Below are 18,619 nucleotides of genomic sequence, written 5' to 3'. Positions count from 1 at the left end.
CGTTTTAGGCCGTAGAGAATTCTACGCTCTCGGCATGGGCCTGGGCGAAAAAGGCCAGCTCATGTTCCGAAGACCGCAGGAATGCCTGGCGCATCCGTTCGCGCTGCCCGGCATCGGCCAGCATCCAGGCATCACGCACCATCTCGATGGCCTGCGCGGTGGATGCGTCGAATTCCTCCGAGGCGTAGGTCTGCAGCCAGTCGCCGTAGGGATGCCCCTCGTGGTTGGCCGCGGCCAGGCGCTTGCCGATGTCCTGGTACAGCCAGTAGCACGGCAGGATCGCGGCGATCAGCTCCGGATAGCTGGTGTTGCACGAGGCCAGGTGGTTCACGTAGTTCAAGGTGGTGGCCGACGGATTCGCCAGCCCCTCCACCAGGCGGCTGCGGTGCAGCTGCAGCTCGCCCTTCAGGATCTCCCCGGCGCCCCTGGCCCAGAAACGCTGGGAATCCAGCTCCGGGGCCAGCGCGCTGGCCTGCGCGAGCACCTGCGCATAGCGCTGCAGGTACAGCGCGTCCTGCGCCAGGTAGTATTCGAACTTCTCGCGCTCCAGGGTGCCGTCGGCCAGCTGCACGATGAATGCCAGCTCGTCGATGCCCGAGCGCAGCGGAGCGATGTCCTCCCACCACGCGGCCATCGGATCCGCGGCACCGAAGAAGTCGACGAAGTGGTGCACCGGGCCGTGCCCGGAGCCCACCTGCAGCTGATCCGCGGCGCCGATGGCGCGGTCCAGGTACCCTTTGGCCTGCTCCAGCGCCGCGGACCAGTCGCCGGTCGCGGCAAAGCGGGTGGCCAGCGCGCTGGACAAGGTGCAGCCGGTGCCGTGGGTGTTCTTGGTGGCATGGCGCGGGGAGGTGAATTCTGCCAGCACCCCGGCGGCGGAGACCAGCGCGTCCGGGCATTGCGCCCCGGACAGGTGCCCGCCCTTGGCCAGCACCAGCACGTCATGGGCCTCGGCCAGGCGCTGCGCCTGGTCCAGGGCGCCCGACCAGTCCTGCGCGGCGGCAACGCCGAGCAGCGCGCCGAGCTCGGCGGTGTTCGGGGTGATGACCGTGGCGCGGGCCAGCAGCGGGTGCAGCGCGGCGGCGTCTTCCAGCAGAGCATCGCCGCTGGTCGCCACCATGACCGGATCAAGCACCACCGGGACGCTGACGGTATCCAGCCAGGCGGCCACCGCGTCGATGATCTCCTGGTTGGCGAGCATGCCGATCTTCACCGCGTCGATGCGTACATCCGCGCTGATCGCTTCGAGCTGCGCGGTGACGAAGTCCGCGCCGATGGCCTGCACGCCGCTGACCCCGAGGGTATTCTGCGCGGTCAGCGCCGCGATCACCGCCATGCCGTAGCCGCCGTTGGCGGCGATGGTCTTCAGGTCAGCCTGGATGCCGGCGCCGCCGGACGGGTCGGAACCAGCAATGGAAAGGATGTTCACTTCGCCGCCTCCCATGCGGAGACCAGCTGGGCGCTGGCGGCGCGCGGATCAGCGGACTGGCAGACCGGCCGCACCACGGCCAGCCCGGCGCCGCCCCCGGCGCGGATGGCTGCGGCGTCGTCGGCGGTCACCGCGCCGATGGCCACGCAGGGCAGCTCGGTCCACCCGGTGCGCGCCGCGAAGCCGTCCAGGCCCAGCGGGGTGGGGTGGTCCTTCTTGGTCGGGGTGGCGCGCACGGCACCCACCCCCAGATAGTCGATGAACGCGGCATCGCGATTGGCCTGGGCGATCTGCTCCTCGGTGGAGGCGCTCAGCCCGATGATGCCCTCGCCGAGCAACTGGCGGGCCAGATGCACCGGCACATCCTTCTGCCCGATGTGGATGCCGGTCACCGCGGCCCCCGCGGCGCGCGCGGCCAGGAACACGTCGATGCGGTCGTTGACCAGCAGCTCGGCCTTGCCTTCGGTCAGCTTCGCGGCGGCGAGCGTCAGCTCGAAGAACTCGCGCGCGCTTTCCTCCTTGGCGCGCAGCTGGATCCACTGGATCCCGCCGGCCACGGCTGCTTCGATCACCTCAAGGGTGCTGTGCGGGGTGCAGCTGGCGGTGTTGGCCACCAGGTAGGCTCCGAGTTCACGCATGGGTCGTCTCCTCACAGTTCAGGCTCTCAAGTGCGGCGGGCTCGACGGCCGCCAGGGAATCAAGGAAGGCCACGGCAAAGCTGCCCGGCCCGGAGCTGGCGGCCAGCGCCTTTTCGGCGGCCAGGCCGTAGTATCCGTGGGCCGCCACGGCGGCTTCGAACGGGTCCTCGTGCACCGCGAGCATGCCTGCGCATACCGCGCCCAGGGCGCAGCCGCCGCCGGTGATGCGGGTCAGGCCGATGCCGTTGGTGTGCACCAGCACGGTGCGCTGCGCGTCGATGACCGCATCCGCCTCGCCGGAAATCGCGACCACCGAACCGTATTTCACTGCCAGCTCGCGCCCGGCGGCGATGGCTTCCTGCACGCTGTCCAGCGAGTCCACACCTCGGCCGGAGGATTCCCATCCGGCCAGCGCCATGATTTCCGAGGCGTTGCCGCGGATCAGCGTGGGGCGCCGGGCAACGATGCGCTGGGCGAATTCGGTGCGCACCGGCAGCGCACCGACGGCCACCGGGTCAAGCACCCAGGGGGTGCCTGCGGCGCTCGCCGACTCGACGGCTTCTTCCATGGCACGCAGCTGTTCGGTGGTGGGCGTGCCCAGGTTGACCAGCATGGCCGAGGCGACCGCGGCGAACGGCCCGGCTTCCCCGGGCAGGTCCGTCATGGCCGGGGCCGCGCCGGAAGCCAGCAGCACGTTGGCGGTGAAATTGGCAACCACGGTGTTCGTCAGGCAGAACACCAAGGGGGATTGTTCCCGGTAATTGCGGGCAACAATAGGCAGAGTCATGCGACATCCCTCCGCTAGCTTGACCTAGTTCAGGTTCAACGGGTCTCATCTCAGTCGGCTTCTCCGACACCCCGTGTCACTGATCCCGAGGGTACGCAGATAACCGCGCGAGGACAAATCCTAACGCCGCGGCGACCCGGTCCGCAGACGCTGGCCGCTATAGCCTCGGATCTTCGTAACCCCTGCCGCGATCGATATTCTTGCGGGCTTCTCGAAGGGCTTTGGAGATTTCAGGGTCCGATCCTTCGAGGTCGTCGGCGCGTCGGTCGAGACTGCGCATAGCCCCTACGGCAAACGGCAGCGCGCAAAGCATGAGCAATACGCAGACGATTAAAATCGAAACCGGATCCACTGATAGTCCATTCCAATGCGGCGAGATTAAAGCGAGCCCGTAGACAGGGTCGGGTTCCGTCGAGCATATCCTGGCTACGCAGGAATGATGGGCTGGTGAGGAAACGCCCGTGCTATCGCGCCCGGCGCTCCACCAGCGCCTTTACCGTCGCCGCGTCCACCCCCAGCTCCGCGGCCAGCTCCCAGACCCGGTCCACGGCCCGAATGAGGTGCTCGTCCAGCGGCTGCTGCCCGGGCAGCTGGTTGACCACGGTGCCCGCCCGGCGGCGCGAGGAGATCAGGCCTTCGGCCTCCAGTTCCTTGTAGGCGCGGGCCACGGTGCCCGCCGCCACTCCCAGGTCGGTGGCCAGCGCGCGCACCGTGGGCAGCTTGCTCCCGGCCGCCAGCTCACCCAGCGATATCAGCGAGGCCACCTGGGCCCGGATCTGTTCGTAGGGCGGAAGCGTCGAGTCCAGGTCCACGGTGATCTGGGCGCTCATGCAGGTTGCCTGTAGGGAATCGATGCCGTGGGCTTATTCAGCACAACCATGGAAGGAATGCAGCAGGGGATCAACCCGATCGCGACCATCGCTGGACCGAGATCATAGGCCCACGTGGGCATCAATAGCAGCGCGCTGCTCGACGTCCGCAGGATGCGCAGTTCCAAGACCTGCCGGTACCAGATTTCTTCTTCGGCGTTCAGCTTCCACGGCACCGCGCAGCGGCGGACCCACCAGATCGCGCCGACAACCGCGGCCGCAAGCGCCGAGACAACAGCGAGCGTTTCCCAGGTCTTCGCTGTTACGAGCATCGCGTGCGGATCATGAGGGGGAGCGAACAGGAGGACGATCCCCGTTGTCCCGACAACCCCGGCGACGCAGTAGATGTAGGTGGGAAGCCTGCTGGCCAGTCGGGGCAGCTGCCGGGCCGCGCCGGCCATCAAATGGCCGTAAGCGGTGAGTGAGCAGGTGATGAGCAGGTATGCCAAAGCAGCGACGAGCAGGGTGAACATCGTGGCCAAGGCGTGCTCGCCAATGATCGGACGGCTCCATCTGTCTACCTCGTCCGCGACATACTCGACGGCCGCCGAGGAAAGGAAAACGCTCAGCAAAGCCACCAAGGTAGCGACAAAGGCCATCACCAGTAGGTGATCGCGGGCTCGGCCGAAGGCATAGCAGGCAGCACGCCGGGGTTCGCCTTCGAAGTTTGCCTTCGGCCCCCAGAAGAACATCACGGCACTGACGGCGAGCATAAAGATATTCGAGGCCATCATCCATTGGCTGTCCGGCTCAACACCGTGAACTCCCATGCCCAACGGGGTCGCCACGACGAAACTGAGATTCTCCACTGCGGCAACTGCCAGCAGAAAACCGCCAGTACGCAGCAAACGGTTGAGCCATGTCGCGCGCAGCACCTGGTTGTCATGGTGCGAGATGCCGTTCAGCGGACTGCGACGCAGGATGACCAATGCAATCATTGCCATGGAGGTCATCAAGGCGATGATCTGCAACGCCGTATACGCGATGGCTTCCCTGCCGGGCATGATGCCTTGCTGGTCGTCCGTGGACAACAATTCCCCGGCGACAACCGTCTCGATTGCGGGGACTGGTACGAAACCCGGCTGGGAGAGCATCGGCCAGAGGCTGGCAATGGAAAGTGCGGCAAGCAGGCAAGCAGTGACCAGCAGCCGGCGGGGTACCGGTGTGGTGAGGGATCGCGGCTCCAGCGAGGCGCTGCGTACGCTTTTCAGTTCACGTGGCCAGCTGTAGAGCCCGATCAGATAGACCGTGCCAAGCCAGAGCGCTGGGCTGAGGACCGAGAACCAGATGTTTTCCGCCGGCCACTGCGTGGAACCATCAGCCGCAATCGACCAGAACGGCTGATCAGGGGTCGAAGTGCTGGCGAAGAAGGCAATGAGCGCGCACCAGAAGGAATGCGACTTGGCACGCGCCAGTGCAGGGGTATTTCGGTTGCGGGCTACGGCCCTGAGCCAGAGATAGATGACTCCGGCAATGAGTGCGAGGCCGATAGCGGCCGATGAAAACCCCTGCATGAGGCTTAATGTACCAACCAGTTGATACAAAATAAAGAGGGGTCTCAATCAGGCCAACTCCAGCGCATTGACGTAGTCTCGATTCATGGGCCTGTTTACTTCCACTCCGCTGCCCGATCCCGTCGGCGACTTCGCGCCGCCCGTGGACGAGCATCCTTCGAAAATCGCCGCCACGCTCGCCAGCCTGCGCCACTCGGCCGATTCCCGCATTACCCACCCGCGCCGCTTCCGCGTCCAGCAGCTGCGCGCGCTGGAGAAGATGCTCGACGAGCATTTGGACGACTTCCTGTCCGCGCTGAACGAGGACCTGGGCAAGGGCGCCACCGAGGCGAAGTTCTCCGAGGTAGACGTGGTCCGCGCCGAAATCGACTTTGCGCTGCGCCATCTGGCCGAATGGATGGACCACACCAACGTCAAGGTGCCGCTCGCACTGCAGCCGGCCATGGCCAAGGTCGAGCCACGTCCGCTGGGCGTAGTGCTGATCATCGGCCCGTGGAACTACCCGCTGCAGCTCATGCTGGCCCCGCTGGTCGCCGCCATCGCCGCCGGCAATGCCGCAGTGCTCAAGCCTTCGGAGATTGCCCCGGCGACCTCCGGGGCATTGGCCAAGTTCCTGCCGCTCTACCTGGACAACCGCGTATACGCAGTCATCGAAGGCGGCGTTGACACCGCCACCGAACTGCTGGCTGCGCGCTGGGACCACATTTTCCTCACCGGCGGCGAGAAGGTCGCCAAGGTGGTCGCCGCCGCGGCCGCCAAGCACCTGACTCCGACCACCCTGGAGCTGGGCGGCAAGTCCCCGGCCGTGGTGGACAACCAGCTGCCGGCCGTCGCCAAACGGCTGGCCTACGCCAAGTTCATGAACGCGGGCCAGACCTGCGTGGCGCCGGACTACGTGCTGTCCATCGGCGACTCGGCGCCGCTGATCGAGCGCCTGAGCCAGACCATCCACAGCTTCTACGGCAAGGACCCGCTGACGCACCCCGACTTCGGCCGCATCGCCAGCCACCGCCATTTCCAGCGCTTGCTGGACATGTTCGAACAGGGCGAGGTGGTGCACGGCGGACAGTACGACGAGACGACCCTGCGCATCGCGCCGACCATCATGCGCAACGTCGACCTCGACGGAACGCTGATGCAGGAGGAAATCTTCGGTCCCATTTTGCCGGTGATCGAGGTGGCCACCTTCGAAGAGGCGCTGGAATTCATTGCCGCTCGGCCTGCTCCGCTGGCGGCCTACCTGATGAGCGAAAGCCCGCGGCTGCAGTCGATCTTCTCCGACCGGGTGCGCGCCGGCGCCATCGTGCACAATGCCCCGTTGGCCCAGATGATCATTCCGTCCCTGCCCTTCGGCGGGGTTGGTCCCAGCGGAATGGGCTCCTACCACGGCAAGCACGGCTTCGACCGGCTTTCGCAAATACGCTCGGAACTGAGCAAAACTACGGTGGTAGATACCCTGAGCGCAATTTATCCTCCGTACTCATGGGCTAAGCGAAAGATTATTGATCGCTTACTGTAGCGCGGTTCATAGCGTTTGAGCTCGCCGTGGTGCTTGGATTGAAAGGTTGGATTTTTCTATGCACCAGGAGCTGTAACGCATGAGTGAGCCCGCACCGTCCCACGACGGTCTGAAGCGTGGTCTCAAGGCCCGCCACCTGCAGATGATTGCAATTGGCGGATCGATCGGAACCGGATTGTTCGTCGCCTCCGGAGGCGCGATCGCCGACGCAGGGCCCGGGGGAGCGCTGATCGCCTACGGGTTGATCGGGCTCATGGTCCTGCTGCTGATGCAGTCGCTGGGGGAGATGAGCGCGCGCCTACCGGTTGCCGGCTCCTTCCAGACCTACGCCACGGTGTTCGTCAACCGCCACTTCGGCTTCGCGATCGGCTGGAACTACTGGTTCAACTGGGCGATCACCGTCGCCGCGGAATTGGTTGCCGCGGGCATCATCATGTCCTACTGGTTCCCCGATTCACCGAGCTGGATCTGGGCGGCGATCTTCCTGGCGCTGCTCACCGGGCTGAACGCGCTGTCCGCCAAGGCCTTCGGCGAAGGTGAATACTGGCTGGCGATGATCAAGGTCATTACCGTCATCGTGTTCTTGATCTGCGGCGTCGCGATGATCTTCGGGATCATCGGCGGCAGCTCCCCGGGCTTCAGCAACTGGACGGATGGCGAGGCTCCGATCGTCGGTGGCTGGCTGTCCATCGTCTCGGTCTTCATGATCGCCGGCTTCTCCTTCCAGGGCACCGAGCTGGTCGGCGTGGCCGCCGGCGAGGCGGAGAACCCCAAGCGCGACATCCCGCGCGCCATCAAGGCGATCTTCTGGCGCATCATGCTGTTCTACATCGGCGCGATCTTCGTCATCGGCATGCTGATCCCGTACCTGGATCCCTCGCTGCTCTCCTCCGAGGCCTCCGACATCGCGACCTCGCCGTTCACCCTGGTCTTCGAGCGTGCGGGCATTGCCTTCGCCGCGGCCCTGATGAACGCCGTGATCCTCTCCGCCATCCTGTCCGCCGGCAACTCAGGGCTATATGCTTCAGCGCGCATGCTGTACTCGATGGCGCTGGACGGCAAGGCCCCGAAGATCTTCGCCCGGCTGAACCGCAACGGCGTGCCGATGCCGGCGATGCTGCTGACCGCCTCGGTGGGCCTGTTCGGCTTCCTCACAGCGATCATCGGCCAAGGCGCTGCCTACACCTGGCTGCTGAACGTCTCCGGCTTGTCCGGGTTCATCGCCTGGATCGGCATTGCGGTCTGCCACTACCAGTTCCGCAAGCAATACATCGCCAGCGGCCAGGACCTGGCCAAGCTGCCCTACAAGGCGCCGCTGTTCCCGCTGGGTCCCATCCTGGCCTTCGCGATCCTCATCGTGGTCATCGCCGGCCAGAACTACCAGGCGGTCGTCGAAGGCAACCTGCTGCAGGTGGTTTCCTCCTACATCGGCCTGCCGATCTTCCTGCTGCTCTGGCTGGGCCATTGGCTGGCCACCCGCAAGCAGCCAGCCGTGAAGATCGACCCGTGGACCGCCGAGCTGCACTAGGCGTTCAGCGCCGCATCCACGATCACCCGGGCCTCTGCCAGCACCTGCTGCAGATGTTCGGGTGATTTCGTTGATTCCGCGTAGATCTTGTAGATGTCCTCGGTGCCCGAGGGGCGCGCGGCAAACCAGGCATGCTCGCTGGAGACCTTCAAACCGCCGATCGCGAAGCCCGAGGCTTCCGTGGCCTTGGCGGTGATCGGGTCGCCGGCCAGCTCGGTGGCCTCGACCATGCCCGGGTTCAGCCTGCCCAGCACGGCTTTCTGCTCGCGGCCGGCCGGGGCGTCGAAGCGGTCGTAGAAGCTGCCGCCGTGGCGGGCGAGAAGCTCTGCGTGGATCTGGCTGGGGCTCTTGCCGGTCACCGCGCGGATCTCGCTGGCCAGCAGGGCCAGCATGATGCCGTCCTTGTCGGTGCTGAAGGCGCGGCCGGCGAAGTCCAGGAAGCTGGCGCCGGCCGATTCCTCGCCGCAGAAGCCCACCTGGCCAGAGGCCAGCGGCGCCACGAAGTACTTGAAGCCCACCGGGACCTCCAGCAGCTCGCGCCCGTGGGCGGCGACTACGCGGTCGATCAGCACCGACGAGACCAGCGTCTTGCCGACCTTCGCGTCGGCCGGCCACTGCGGGCGGTGGGTGAGCAGGTAGTCGATGGCCACGGCCAGGAAGTGGTTCGGGTTCATCAGCCCGGCATCCGGGGTGACGATGCCGTGGCGGTCGGCGTCCGCGTCGTTGCCCGTGGAGATGTCGTATTTGCCGCGGTTGGCCACCAGCGAGGCCATGGCATGGGCCGAGGAGCAGTCCATGCGGATCTTGCCGTCCTTGTCCAGCGTCATGAAGCCGAAGCGCGGGTCCACGGACTCGTTCACGACGCTCAGGTTCAACCCGTAGCGCCGGCCGATCTCGCCCCAGTAGTGCGCCGAGGCGCCGCCCAGCGGATCCGCGCCGATCGAGATGCCGGAGTCGGCGATGGCCTTGAAGTCGATGACCTGCGCCAGATCGGCGATGTACAGCTCGCGGAAATCGAAGGGCATGGCGTTGGGGGTGCCGCGCTTGATTCCGTCGCCGGCCAGCAGCTCGTTCGCGCGGGCGGCGATGGGCCCGGTGATCTCCGATTCGGCCGGGCCGCCGTGCGGCGGGTTGTACTTGATGCCGCCGTCGGCCGGGGGATTATGCGAGGGGGTGATGATCAGGCCGTCGGCCTGTTCGCCGCCGCGCGCGTTATGCACCAGAATGGCGTGGCTCAACGCCGGGGTGGGGGTCAGGCCGTCCTCGGCCAGCACCCGGACCCCATTGCCGGCCAGGACCTCCAACGCAGTGCGGTAGGCCGGCTCGGAGAGCGCGTGGCTGTCCTTTCCGACGTACATCGGGCCGGTGATGCCGGCGGCGGTACGGTAATCGACGACGGCCTGGGTGATCGCGGCGATGTGCGCCTCGTTGAAGGTGCCGTTCAGCGAGGTGCCGCGGTGGCCGGAGGTTCCGAAGACAACCGCCTGGTCCGGGTTCGCGCTGGAAGGCACGATCCGTGTGTAGGCGTCGAGCACCGCCTGAAGATCGATCAGGTCGGTTTCCTGCGCCGGCTGGCCGGCTCGTTCGTGTGCCACTGCGTATGTCTCCTAGTTGGTACGTTGTCCGCGAAGTCGTAGACAATGGATAGTCATGAGCTACTACCCATATCCGCAAAACCCCTACCAGCGCCCGCCGGAGTCGACCGGGCTGTCGGTGGCCTCGCTGGTGCTCGGCATCCTCTCGATGCTGGGCTTCGCCATCATCATTCTAGTTCCGCTGGCCGGAGTCATCACCGGACACCTCGGCTATCGGCGCGAACCGAACTCCCGCGCGCTGTCGCTGGCCGGGCTGATCACCTCATGGATTGCCCTGGTGCTTGCGGCGCTGCTCTACGCGTTCCTGATCTGGGTGATCTTCTGGGTACCGGAAACCTTCTACGAGTACTCGGACTACGTCTACGAGGACCTGAACTACTCCTAGACCCGGTGGCTGCGCCGTGCTGGCAACGGTCATCGCGCTGTGCAGCAAGCTGCTGGCGGGCAAGCCGTTCAGCGTCTCGCTGCTCCGCGCCGGAAGGCTTGCCGCCTGCGCCCTGGCCTTCGGAACGCTGATCGGCCAGACGCTCACCGGCATCGGCACCTACCGGGCGGGCGAGGAAACGCTGAGGGTGGACGGCTACGCCAGCACAGGAGACCAGGTATTTTCCGGATCCTTCCCGTGGCCGGACCCGACCTTCTCCATCAGCTACGAATTCACACCGCTCTTCATGGCCCTGGCCATCCTGGTGGTGGTGGAATTGGCCAACGCCGGCATGAAGATGGCGTGGCAGTACGAGCGGCTGCTCTGATCCGTGGAACTGCGCGCTGTGCACTGCAGGCTGACCGAATTGCTGGCTGAACGCAAGATGACCGTGGTCCAGCTCAGCGAACTGGTCGATGTCTCGGTGGTGAACCTGTCGGTGCTCAAAAACGACCGGGCCAGAGCCATCCGTTTCCGCACGCTGGTGGCCATCTGCCAGGCCCTGGACTGCGAGATCGGCGAGCTGCTGGTCCTCCATTAAACAGCTGCGGCGCGGATCCCCAAGGGGATCCGCGCCGCAGCTGCTTAGGCGATCGGGGCTTTAGTGCACCGAACCCATGAGCTTCTTCAGCGCCGGGGTGGCCGCCAGCATGGCGATGCCCAGGACGACCGCGGTGCCGCCCATGGCGATGAAGTAGGCAACCTCGTTGCCAGGGGTGTAGAAGCCGGCCAACACACCCGACAGCGTGGTGCCCAGCGAGATCGACAGGAAGAACAGCGCGATCATCTGGGTGCCGAAGGCGGCAGGAGCCAGCTTGGTGGTCACGGCCTGGCCGGTCGGGGAGAGCAGCAGCTCGGCGATGGTGCACAGCAGCAGGATGCCGATCATGGCCGGCAATGGCGTCATCTCCAGCGAGTTCAGCGGGATGAAGCACAGGAAGGCCGCGCCCACCACGACCAGCGAAAGGCCGAACTTGGTGCTGGTGCGCGGCTGGCGCTTGTCCAGCTTGGTCCACATGGCGGCGAACACGCCGGCCAGCAGCACAATGAAGACCGGGTTGATCGACTGGACCCAGCTGGCCGGCATCTCCCAGCCGAACAGGTGGCGGTCCAGGCGCTCGGCCGAGTAGGCAGCGATGAAGGTGAACTGCTGCTGGAACAGCGCCCAGAAGGCGGCCGAGGCGATGTAGAACGGGATGAACGCATAGACGTTCTTGCGCTCGCGAGCGGTGACGAGCGGGCTGCGCAGGATCAGCACGAAGTACACGACGCTGGCGGCGATCACCACGTAGGCGATGGTGGAGGCCAGGTTCTCCGGGGTGACGATCTTGGTGGCAAAGACGGCGATGATCGCCACGATGACGGCCAGGAAGATGACCACGTAGCGGGTGCGCTCGTTCTTCGGCAGCGGGTTCGGGACCTGGCGCACCGAGTCCGGCAGGTTCTTGCGGCCGAACGAGTAGATCAGCAGGCCAGCGCCCATGCCCACGGCCGCGGCGCCGAAGCCCACATGGAAGCCGAAGTTCTGGTGCAGCAGGCCGGTTAGCAGCGGGCCGACCAGGCCGCCGATATTCACGCCCATGTAGAAGATGGAGAAGCCGGCGTCGGCCTTCGGGTCATCCTTGGAGTACAGCGAGCCGACCAGCGCGGTGGCATTGGCCTTCAGTCCGCCGGAGCCGACGGCCACCAGCACCAGGCCGATGGACAGGCCGGTGACGCCCGGCAGGAATGCCAGGGCCAGGTGGCCGGCCATGATGACCAGCGCGGAGACGAACAGCACGCGCTCCGAGCCCCACAGGCGGTCGGCGATCCAGGCGCCGAGGATGGTGCTCAGGTAGACGGCGCCGCCGTAGGCGCCGACCAGCGACAGGGCCAGCCCCTGGTCCAGTCCGAGGCCGCCGTCGGCGACCGTGAAGTACATGTAGTAGGCCAGCAAAGCCTGCATGCCGTAGAAGGAGAAGCGCTCCCACATCTCGACGCTGAACAGGTTTGCGAGCGCGCCCGGGTGGCCAAGGAAGGTCTTGGCCGGGCGTTGGGTGCTCGGTGTTGCAGTAGACATACGTAATATTTTTCACTTTTCGACAGGCGAGTACCTACTTCTGTCGGAAAGCTCACATTGAGATCTGCAACGCTAAAGCCAGCAGCATTCCCTCGTCCGAACGCGGGGAAATCAGCTGGATCCCCAGCGGGAGGCCGTCTTTGCTGGTACCCACGGGTACGGTAACCGCGGCCGCCGAAGCCACGTTCACCATGGAGCTGTACGGGGAATACTGGCACTGCAACATATAATCGCGCTCCGCCGATCCTTGGGTATAGTGCCCCACCAGCGGCGGGATGCCCGACAGCGCCGGAGTGGCGATGACGTCGTACGCCGACCACTGCCGGATGAAGTCCGCCGCGATCTGCCGGACCCGGGTGGCCGCCCGCAGGCTTTCGCGCCGGCTGCGCTCCTGTGAACGGCGCCGGAAGTCCCGTGCCAGGGTTCCCAAGCGCGATTCGTCATCCAGCGGGATGTCCTTCAGCCCGTTGGTCCACACCGCGGTGAAAGCCTCCGGGTAGTCCTCCGCGTAGTCCAGCGTTGCCAGTTCCATCTGATGCCGCCGTGCGAGCAGCTGCAGTCCCGCGGTGAACGACTGCTGCGCCTCGGCGGAGACCGCGATGTCGTAGGCGCTCTGGAACGGCGAGTGGGTGCTGTAGCCGATGCGCAGGTTGGACAGCTCCTCCGGGAAACCGCCACGCAGCAGCGGCAGGAAATAATCCGATCCGCGCATCGCGTCCATCAGCAGCGCCGCATCCAGCGCGTCGTGGGCCAGCGGCCCGGAGACCGTGAGCTTCGGGGCGCCGAAGCCGTCGCTGTAGCCCTCCAGCACGTCGCTGGGGATCCGGCCCAGCGATGGCTTGAGCCCGACCAGACCGCAGGCGGCCGCCGGGATGCGCACCGATCCGCCGCCGTCCGAACCCGGACCGACCGGGATCATGCCGGCCGCCACCGCGGCGGCTTGCCCCCCGGAGGAGCCGCCGGAGGAACGCAGCGGGTCGTGCGGGTTGCGCGAGGGCGCGGCGATCAGGTTCTCCGAATAGCTGCTCAGCCCGAACTCGGGCACCTGGGTCTTGCCCAGGACGATCACCCCTTCCGCGCGCAGCCGCGCCGCGAGCGCGGAGTCCCGGGTGGCCGTCGTCTGCTTGATCGCGGCCGATCCGTAGGTGGTGGGCATGCCGGCCACGTCGTTCAGGTCCTTGAAGGCCGTGGGCATCCCGTGCATCCGCCCCAGCTTGCCGCGGTGCTTCGCGAACGCCTCGTCGGCCCGGGCGGCGGCGTCCATGGCCGCCTCGGAGACGTGGATGAAGGCGCCCAGGGCCTGCTGCTGATCGATCTGCTGCAGGTAGTGTGCGGTGGCTTCGCGGCTGGAGATGTCTCCGTCCGCCAGCTGGTCGCGCAATGTCAGGGCGCTGAGAGGCAACATATCGGCTTTCGAGGCAGGAATGATTAGTCTTTAAAGCAAACACCCAATTGAAAAGGAATTCCAGCCATGAGCGATTTCGAGACTGTTTCGGTAACCGACGTACCCAAGGACGCATTCATCCTGGACGTGCGCGAAGACTTCGAGTGGGAAGCCGGGCACGCCGCAGGCGCCACCCACGTGGTGCTCGGCACCCTGCCCGAGCGTGTTTCCGAGCTGGACCCGGACGTGGACACCTACGTCATCTGCCGCACCGGAGGGCGTTCGGCGCAGGCCGCGGCCTGGCTGACCGGCTTGGGCTACACCGCCTTCAACATCGCCGGCGGATCCGACGCCTGGCTCGAGGCCAAGCTGCCAATGGAATCCGAGAATGGTCAGGAGCCGACCGTTCGATGAAATATGCCTATCTAGGCCCCTCGGGAACCTTCACCGAATCCGCGCTGCTGCAGGTTGACGGCGCCCACGAGTCCGAACGCGTCCCCGCCGCCAACGTCAACGTCGCCCTGTCCATGGTGCGTGAGGGCGATGTCGACGCCGCCGTCGTGCCCATCGAGAACTCGGTGGAGGGCGGGGTTTCCGCGACGCTGGACTCCATCGCCACCGGCGATTCGCTGCAGATCGTGGCCGAGATCCTGGTGCCGATCACGTTCGTGCTCGCCGCCCGCGAGGGAATCACCGAGCTGGGCCAGATCAGGCAAGTGTCGACGCACGGGCACGCGTGGGCGCAGTGCCGACTGTGGGCCGAGGCCAACATCCCGGCGGCGGTCTTCGCGCCGGCGGCCTCCACTGCCGCCGGCGCGCTGGGCCTGCAGGATCCCGAACAGCACCACGACGCCGCGATCTGCAGCCCTCTGGTGGCCCAGGAGCGCGGCCTGAACGTGCTGGTGCGCGGGGTGGAGGACAACGTCGGCGCGGTCACCCGGTTCATCCTGGTCACCCGCCCGGGAAAGATCCCGGCGCCCACCGGCGTGGACAAGTCAACGCTGATCATCCCGCTGGCCGAGGACCGGCCAGGTGCGTTGATGGGCATCCTTGAGCATTTCACCGCCCGCGGAGTGAACCTTTCGCGCATCGAGTCGCGCCCCACTGGCGAAGGCTTGGGGAAATACTTCTTCTCGGTGGACATCGAGGGGCATATCGCCGAGGAACGGGTGGCGGCCGCCGTCTCCGGGCTGCACCGCCTGTGCCCTTCGCTGCGCTTCCTGGGGTCCTACCCCGCCGTGCAGGGTGAGAGCCCGCTGATCGAGGAGCACAATTCCAACGACGCCTTCATCCAGGCGCGCTCCTTCGTCGATTCCCTGCGCGCGCGGCTCTAGGGTGTGCGCAGGCGCAGCGAACCGGCGTTCACCGACACCTCGAGTTCGTTGACCTGGCCGGTGGGGTCGCCGTCGATCTGCGTATTCATGGGTTCGGCGCAGCGCAGGAAGACCCCGCTGGTCTGGTAGAAGCTCATGACCGGGATCTTGTTTTTCGCGCGGAACGCCGTCTTGAGCAGGATCCAAGTCCAGCCCGCGGCCGAGCGCGGGGAGAGCACCACGGCATCCAGCACGCCGTCGTCAATCCGTGCGTCCGGCACGAAGTCCAGCCCCTGCAGCTTGCCGACATTCGCGAACAGCACCGAGCGGACCTTGCGGGTTTGCCAATTGGAATCGTCGGAGAGCTTGAAGTGCACGCGCTTGCGCCGCCCCGGCAGCTGGCGCAGGCCCGCCTGCGAGTAGGCCAGCCAGCCGACCTTGGACTTCATTTCCTCGTCGGTGTCGTCGAACAGGTCTGCGTCGGTGCCCACCCCGGCGATCACCAGAAACGCGTGGTCCGCGGTGGTGCCATCCAGCAGGTTCAGCTTCATATGTCCCACATCGATGGGACGCACGGTGCCGCGCACGGCCACTAATGCGGCGGTATGCATGTCGTCCAGCGGGACCTCCACATTGCGCGCCAGCAGGTTGCCGGTGCCCAGCGGGATGATGCCCAGCGTGGCGTCGGTGCCTTCGAGGACTTCGGCCGCCGCGCGGATGGTTCCGTCGCCGCCCGCGGCGACGACCGTGTCGCACCCCGCTTCGAGTGCCTTGCGGGCCGCATCCTGTCCCGCATTGTCCGGGGTCGTATGGAAGACCAGCGGCGCATCCATGCCCGCCTCGGCGCAGACCCGGGTGACCGCCTGCTCCGCGTCGTCGCCTCCTGACTTGGAGGGATTGACAATTAGCGCGACTTTGCGCGGGTCGGTCTGCACGACCTCCTCGGCAGGCCTGCTCAGCGGTTGGCTTGAGTGGGAAAGCTTGCGCACCGAGTACCAGCTGGTTGCCGCGGCGGCGGCTGCTGCGGCCGCCGCAGAGAAAATGATCGCCCTTTTTGTCTGCATAGTGCTCTCATCGTACTCATGGTTGCTAGGCTTAATGTGTGATCGACCTGAAAATGCTCACCGAGAATCCGGATTTGTACCGCGCCTCGCAACGCGCGCGCGGTGCCGACGAGTCGCTGATTGACCAGCTCATTGAAGCTGATGCGGCTCGTCGCGAGACCATCGCCACCTTCGAACGCCTGCGCGCAGAGCAGAACGCGTTCTCCAAGAAGGTTGGCCAAGCCAAGGGCGAGGAGCGTGCCGCGCTGTTGGCCGAGGTCAAGGAGCTGGCTGCTTCCGTGAAGTCGGCGCAGGCCGAGGCCGACGCCGCGGCAGCCACTTCCGTGGCGCTGCAGCGTTCCATTCCGAACCTGATCATCGACGGCATCCCCGCCGGCGGCGAGGATGACTTCACCGTGCTCAAGCACGTGGGCACCCCGCGCGACTTCGCGGCCGAGGGCTTCGAACCGCTGGACCACCTGCAGATCGCCGAAAAGCTCGACGCCATCGACATGGAACGCGGCGCCAAGGTTTCCGGCTCCCGCTTCTACTTCCTCAAGGGCATCGGCGCACGCCTTGAAATCGCCATGATGAACATGGCCCTGGACGTGGCCATGGAGCACGGCTTCATCCCGATGATCACCCCGACCCTGGTCCGCCCGGAAACCATGCAGGGCACCGGCTTCGACGTCGAGCACGACGACGAGATCTACAAGCTCGAGCGCGACGACCTGTATCTGGTCGGCACTTCCGAGGTGGCTCTGGCTGGTTACCACGCGAACGAGATCATGGATCTGTCCGATGGTCCGATCCGCTACGCCGGCTGGTCCTCCTGCTACCGCCGCGAGGCTGGTTCGGCTGGCAAGGACACCCGCGGCATCATCCGCGTACACCAGTTCAACAAGCTGGAGATGTTCATCTACACCAGCGTGGAGAACGCCGAGGCAGAGCACGAGAAGTTGCTGGCCATGGAAGAGGACATGCTCGGCCGCATGGAGCTGGCCTACCGCGTGATCGACACCGCCGCAGGAGACCTTGGCATGAGCGCGGCCCGCAAGTTCGACTGCGAGGCATGGGTTCCGACGCAGGAAACCTTCCGTGAGCTGACCTCGACCTCCAACTGCACCACCTTCCAGGCGCGCCGCCTGAACATCCGCGAACGCGAGATCGTCGACGGCAAGCCCGGCAAGACCCGTGCGGTAGCCACCTTGAACGGAACGCTGGCCACCACCCGCTGGATCGTCGCCATCCTGGAAACCCACCAGAACTCAGACGGGACGGTAAACGTTCCGAAGGCACTGCAGCCGTACCTCGGCGGACTGGAAGTTCTCAGGTAGGACCTCGGTAAACCGGCCTTCGGGCCGGTTTACTCGTTTAAGGCGTACTGTACTTAATTCGATGTTCACCTGTGCTTGTGCCATGGATCATCGCAATATCTTGCGGGTGATGGTTCACTAGGGGCATGACAGTTTTAACTAGAACCGGCAACGATGACCGGTTGAACACACGAAAATTGATGATTTGCCTCGACGTTGACGGAACTATCGTCAACCACCGTGGCCAGATGAGCGAGCGCGTGCGCCGCTCCGCCCGCGAAGTCGTAGAGCGCGGCCACGAGGTCGTCATCTCCACCGGACGATCATTGGGCGCAGCCCTTCCGATCGTCCGCGAGCTGGGCATCGACCACGGCTATGTTGTCGCCAGCAACGGGGGAGTCCTGGCGAAAATCACCGGCGAAGACGTCGATGTCTTCCATCGAGAAGTCTTTGATCCTTCCTTGGCGCTGGCCGCCCTGTGGCGTTCGCTGCCCAATGCCAAATACGCGCTGGAGAATGAGCGCGGTGAATTCCTGTCCAGCGACGTTTTCACCGATGCCAGCTTCGGCGCCGAGTCCCAGGTCGTGGATTTCGAAGAGCTGGTCAACAGCAAAGCCGTACGTGTGGTCGTGTTTTCCACGGACGCGACGGCTGAAGATTTCGGCCATGCAGTGCAGGGGCTTGGACTCTCCGGCGTCACCTATTCGGTGGGCTGGACCGCTTGGCTGGACATCGCCGCTGAGGGAACCACCAAGGCCAGCGGCCTGGAGCGCCTGCGCGCGATCTTGAAATTCAACACCGCTGACACCCTTGCCGTGGGTGACGGGCGCAATGACATTGAGATGCTCCAGTGGGCAGGGCTCGGCGTAGCCATGGGCCAGGCTCCGGATGAGGTCAAGGACGTCGCGGATGCGATTACCGACGGTGTGGATGACGACGGTCTTGCGGTGGTTCTAGAGGAACTGCTGCAGCGATAGCCTACGGGTCGGGGTCCTCGGGCGGGTCCTCAAGCTCCTCACGCAGCAAGGTCTTCCCGCGCACCCATTTCGACTGGGTCAGCAAATCCGGGAACCGGCGGTGCCGGTACCCGGTCACCGGCGGCGCCACTGACTGGTAGTAGGCTCCGGTGCCCGGGTTGATGCGGATGGAGTGGGAGTACTCCCCGACGGGCACCTCGACCCAGTTCGGGGATTCCTTGGCC

At 65.6% G+C, this 18,619-nt stretch carries 18 protein-coding genes, 1 pseudogene and 1 riboswitch; of the genes and pseudogenes, 9 read left to right on the top strand and 10 right to left on the bottom strand.

Annotation, left to right across the window (positions count from 1 at the left end):
- Positions 1-4 precede the first annotated feature (4 nt).
- The 5 genes from thiD to IEY43_RS14290 form a co-directional block, all read right to left on the bottom strand.
- Complete coding sequence (thiD, locus tag IEY43_RS14310) at positions 5-1,429, bottom strand: bifunctional hydroxymethylpyrimidine kinase/phosphomethylpyrimidine kinase (protein WP_229777426.1); 1,425 nt, start codon at positions 1,427-1,429, stop codon at positions 5-7.
- Positions 1,426-2,067, bottom strand: a complete 642-nt coding sequence (gene thiE / locus IEY43_RS14305) for a thiamine phosphate synthase (RefSeq protein WP_188949255.1) — start codon at positions 2,065-2,067, stop codon at positions 1,426-1,428. The genes thiD and thiE overlap by 4 nt, the downstream gene beginning before the upstream one ends.
- Positions 2,060-2,854 carry a hydroxyethylthiazole kinase gene (gene thiM, locus IEY43_RS14300; protein WP_188949254.1) on the bottom strand — a complete coding sequence of 265 codons (795 nt, stop codon included), beginning with the start codon at positions 2,852-2,854 and terminating at the stop codon, positions 2,060-2,062. Before thiM ends, thiE begins: the two co-directional genes overlap by 8 nt.
- Positions 2,844-2,938: riboswitch (TPP riboswitch) on the bottom strand. (Overlaps the previous gene by 11 nt.)
- Positions 2,939-3,318: 380 nt before the next feature.
- A complete protein-coding gene (locus IEY43_RS14295) occupies positions 3,319-3,684 on the bottom strand; it encodes a GntR family transcriptional regulator (RefSeq protein ID WP_188949253.1) in 366 nt (121 codons plus the stop codon).
- A complete protein-coding gene (locus tag IEY43_RS14290) occupies positions 3,681-5,237 on the bottom strand; it encodes a hypothetical protein (RefSeq protein ID WP_188949252.1) in 1,557 nt (518 codons plus the stop codon). Before IEY43_RS14290 ends, IEY43_RS14295 begins: the two co-directional genes overlap by 4 nt.
- 85 nt (positions 5,238-5,322) lie before the next feature.
- On the opposite strand from IEY43_RS14290, the gene IEY43_RS14285 reads away from it, so the two are divergent.
- On the top strand, positions 5,323-6,756 hold the full coding sequence (locus IEY43_RS14285) for an aldehyde dehydrogenase family protein (protein ID WP_188949251.1): 1,434 nt from the start codon (positions 5,323-5,325) through the stop codon (positions 6,754-6,756).
- A gap of 79 nt (positions 6,757-6,835) precedes the next feature.
- Entirely contained in the window at positions 6,836-8,284 is a 1,449-nt protein-coding gene (locus IEY43_RS14280; RefSeq protein ID WP_188949250.1) for an amino acid permease, read from the top strand.
- Here the strand turns inward: IEY43_RS14280 and pgm are convergent.
- Positions 8,281-9,879: a phosphoglucomutase (alpha-D-glucose-1,6-bisphosphate-dependent) gene (gene pgm, locus IEY43_RS14275; RefSeq protein WP_188949249.1), complete on the bottom strand. Its 1,599-nt coding sequence runs from the start codon at positions 9,877-9,879 to the stop codon at positions 8,281-8,283. The two genes, IEY43_RS14280 and pgm, sit on opposite strands and share 4 nt — an antisense overlap.
- A 55-nt stretch (positions 9,880-9,934) precedes the next feature.
- Between pgm and IEY43_RS14270 the strand changes: the two genes are divergently transcribed.
- The 3 genes from IEY43_RS14270 to IEY43_RS14260 are packed head-to-tail and all read left to right on the top strand — an operon-like array spanning position 9,935 to position 10,844.
- Positions 9,935-10,264: a DUF4190 domain-containing protein gene (locus tag IEY43_RS14270; protein ID WP_188949248.1), complete on the top strand. Its 330-nt coding sequence runs from the start codon at positions 9,935-9,937 to the stop codon at positions 10,262-10,264.
- 16 nt (positions 10,265-10,280) lie between these two features.
- Positions 10,281-10,631, top strand: coding sequence for a hypothetical protein (locus tag IEY43_RS14265; RefSeq protein ID WP_188949247.1), 351 nt, complete (start codon positions 10,281-10,283; stop codon positions 10,629-10,631).
- A 3-nt stretch (positions 10,632-10,634) separates the two neighbouring features.
- Positions 10,635-10,844, top strand: a complete 210-nt coding sequence (locus tag IEY43_RS14260; protein WP_268240078.1) for a helix-turn-helix domain-containing protein — start codon at positions 10,635-10,637, stop codon at positions 10,842-10,844.
- Positions 10,845-10,904: 60 nt separating this feature from the next.
- On the opposite strand, the gene IEY43_RS14255 is transcribed toward IEY43_RS14260, so the two are convergent.
- On the bottom strand, positions 10,905-12,362 hold the full coding sequence (locus tag IEY43_RS14255; RefSeq protein ID WP_188949246.1) for a peptide MFS transporter: 1,458 nt from the start codon (positions 12,360-12,362) through the stop codon (positions 10,905-10,907).
- A gap of 52 nt (positions 12,363-12,414) precedes the next feature.
- Positions 12,415-13,767 (bottom strand): amidase, encoded by a 1,353-nt coding sequence (locus tag IEY43_RS14250; RefSeq protein WP_188949245.1) that lies wholly within the window; start codon positions 13,765-13,767, stop codon positions 12,415-12,417.
- A 66-nt stretch (positions 13,768-13,833) separates the two neighbouring features.
- Here IEY43_RS14250 and IEY43_RS14245 point away from each other — a divergent pair, with 66 nt between their 5' ends.
- Entirely contained in the window at positions 13,834-14,160 is a 327-nt protein-coding gene (locus IEY43_RS14245) for a rhodanese-like domain-containing protein (protein WP_188949244.1), read from the top strand.
- Positions 14,157-15,080, top strand: coding sequence for a prephenate dehydratase (gene pheA / locus IEY43_RS14240; RefSeq protein ID WP_188949243.1), 924 nt, complete (start codon positions 14,157-14,159; stop codon positions 15,078-15,080). Before IEY43_RS14245 ends, pheA begins: the two co-directional genes overlap by 4 nt.
- On the opposite strand, the gene IEY43_RS14235 is transcribed toward pheA, so the two are convergent.
- Positions 15,077-16,123, bottom strand: coding sequence for a diacylglycerol/lipid kinase family protein (locus IEY43_RS14235; RefSeq protein WP_188949242.1), 1,047 nt, complete (start codon positions 16,121-16,123; stop codon positions 15,077-15,079). The two genes, pheA and IEY43_RS14235, sit on opposite strands and share 4 nt — an antisense overlap.
- Before the next feature lie 38 nt (positions 16,124-16,161).
- Here IEY43_RS14235 and serS point away from each other — a divergent pair, with 38 nt between their 5' ends.
- Positions 16,162-17,439: a serine--tRNA ligase gene (gene serS / locus IEY43_RS14230; protein ID WP_188949241.1), complete on the top strand. Its 1,278-nt coding sequence runs from the start codon at positions 16,162-16,164 to the stop codon at positions 17,437-17,439.
- Between the two features lie 125 nt (positions 17,440-17,564).
- Positions 17,565-18,395, top strand: a complete 831-nt coding sequence (locus tag IEY43_RS14225; RefSeq protein ID WP_188949240.1) for an HAD family hydrolase — start codon at positions 17,565-17,567, stop codon at positions 18,393-18,395.
- A 1-nt stretch (position 18,396) separates the two neighbouring features.
- Here IEY43_RS14225 and IEY43_RS14220 read toward each other — a convergent pair.
- Positions 18,397-18,619: pseudogene (locus IEY43_RS14220) on the bottom strand (HNH endonuclease); the annotation flags it as partial.

Source organism: Glutamicibacter protophormiae, assembly GCF_014647495.1.
In the GTDB taxonomy this organism is placed as follows: Bacteria; Actinomycetota; Actinomycetes; order Actinomycetales; family Micrococcaceae; genus Glutamicibacter; species Glutamicibacter protophormiae.
Note: the sequence above shows the minus strand (reverse complement) of the source record. Positions and strands in the feature narration are given on the sequence as shown.

Coding starts and splice junctions, on each gene's coding strand:
- IEY43_RS14290 (WP_188949252.1), bottom strand. CDS start 5,237: ATGCAGGGGTTTTCATCGGCCGCTATCGGCCTCGCACTCATTGCCGGA.
- IEY43_RS14270 (WP_188949248.1), top strand. CDS start 9,935: ATGAGCTACTACCCATATCCGCAAAACCCCTACCAGCGCCCGCCGGAG.
- thiE (WP_188949255.1), bottom strand. CDS start 2,067: ATGCGTGAACTCGGAGCCTACCTGGTGGCCAACACCGCCAGCTGCACC.
- IEY43_RS14225 (WP_188949240.1), top strand. CDS start 17,565: ATGACAGTTTTAACTAGAACCGGCAACGATGACCGGTTGAACACACGA.
- IEY43_RS14235 (WP_188949242.1), bottom strand. CDS start 16,123: ATGCAGACAAAAAGGGCGATCATTTTCTCTGCGGCGGCCGCAGCAGCC.
- IEY43_RS14255 (WP_188949246.1), bottom strand. CDS start 12,362: ATGTCTACTGCAACACCGAGCACCCAACGCCCGGCCAAGACCTTCCTT.
- IEY43_RS14285 (WP_188949251.1), top strand. CDS start 5,323: ATGGGCCTGTTTACTTCCACTCCGCTGCCCGATCCCGTCGGCGACTTC.
- IEY43_RS14280 (WP_188949250.1), top strand. CDS start 6,836: ATGAGTGAGCCCGCACCGTCCCACGACGGTCTGAAGCGTGGTCTCAAG.
- pheA (WP_188949243.1), top strand. CDS start 14,157: ATGAAATATGCCTATCTAGGCCCCTCGGGAACCTTCACCGAATCCGCG.
- thiM (WP_188949254.1), bottom strand. CDS start 2,854: ATGACTCTGCCTATTGTTGCCCGCAATTACCGGGAACAATCCCCCTTG.
- IEY43_RS14295 (WP_188949253.1), bottom strand. CDS start 3,684: ATGAGCGCCCAGATCACCGTGGACCTGGACTCGACGCTTCCGCCCTAC.
- IEY43_RS14250 (WP_188949245.1), bottom strand. CDS start 13,767: ATGTTGCCTCTCAGCGCCCTGACATTGCGCGACCAGCTGGCGGACGGA.
- IEY43_RS14245 (WP_188949244.1), top strand. CDS start 13,834: ATGAGCGATTTCGAGACTGTTTCGGTAACCGACGTACCCAAGGACGCA.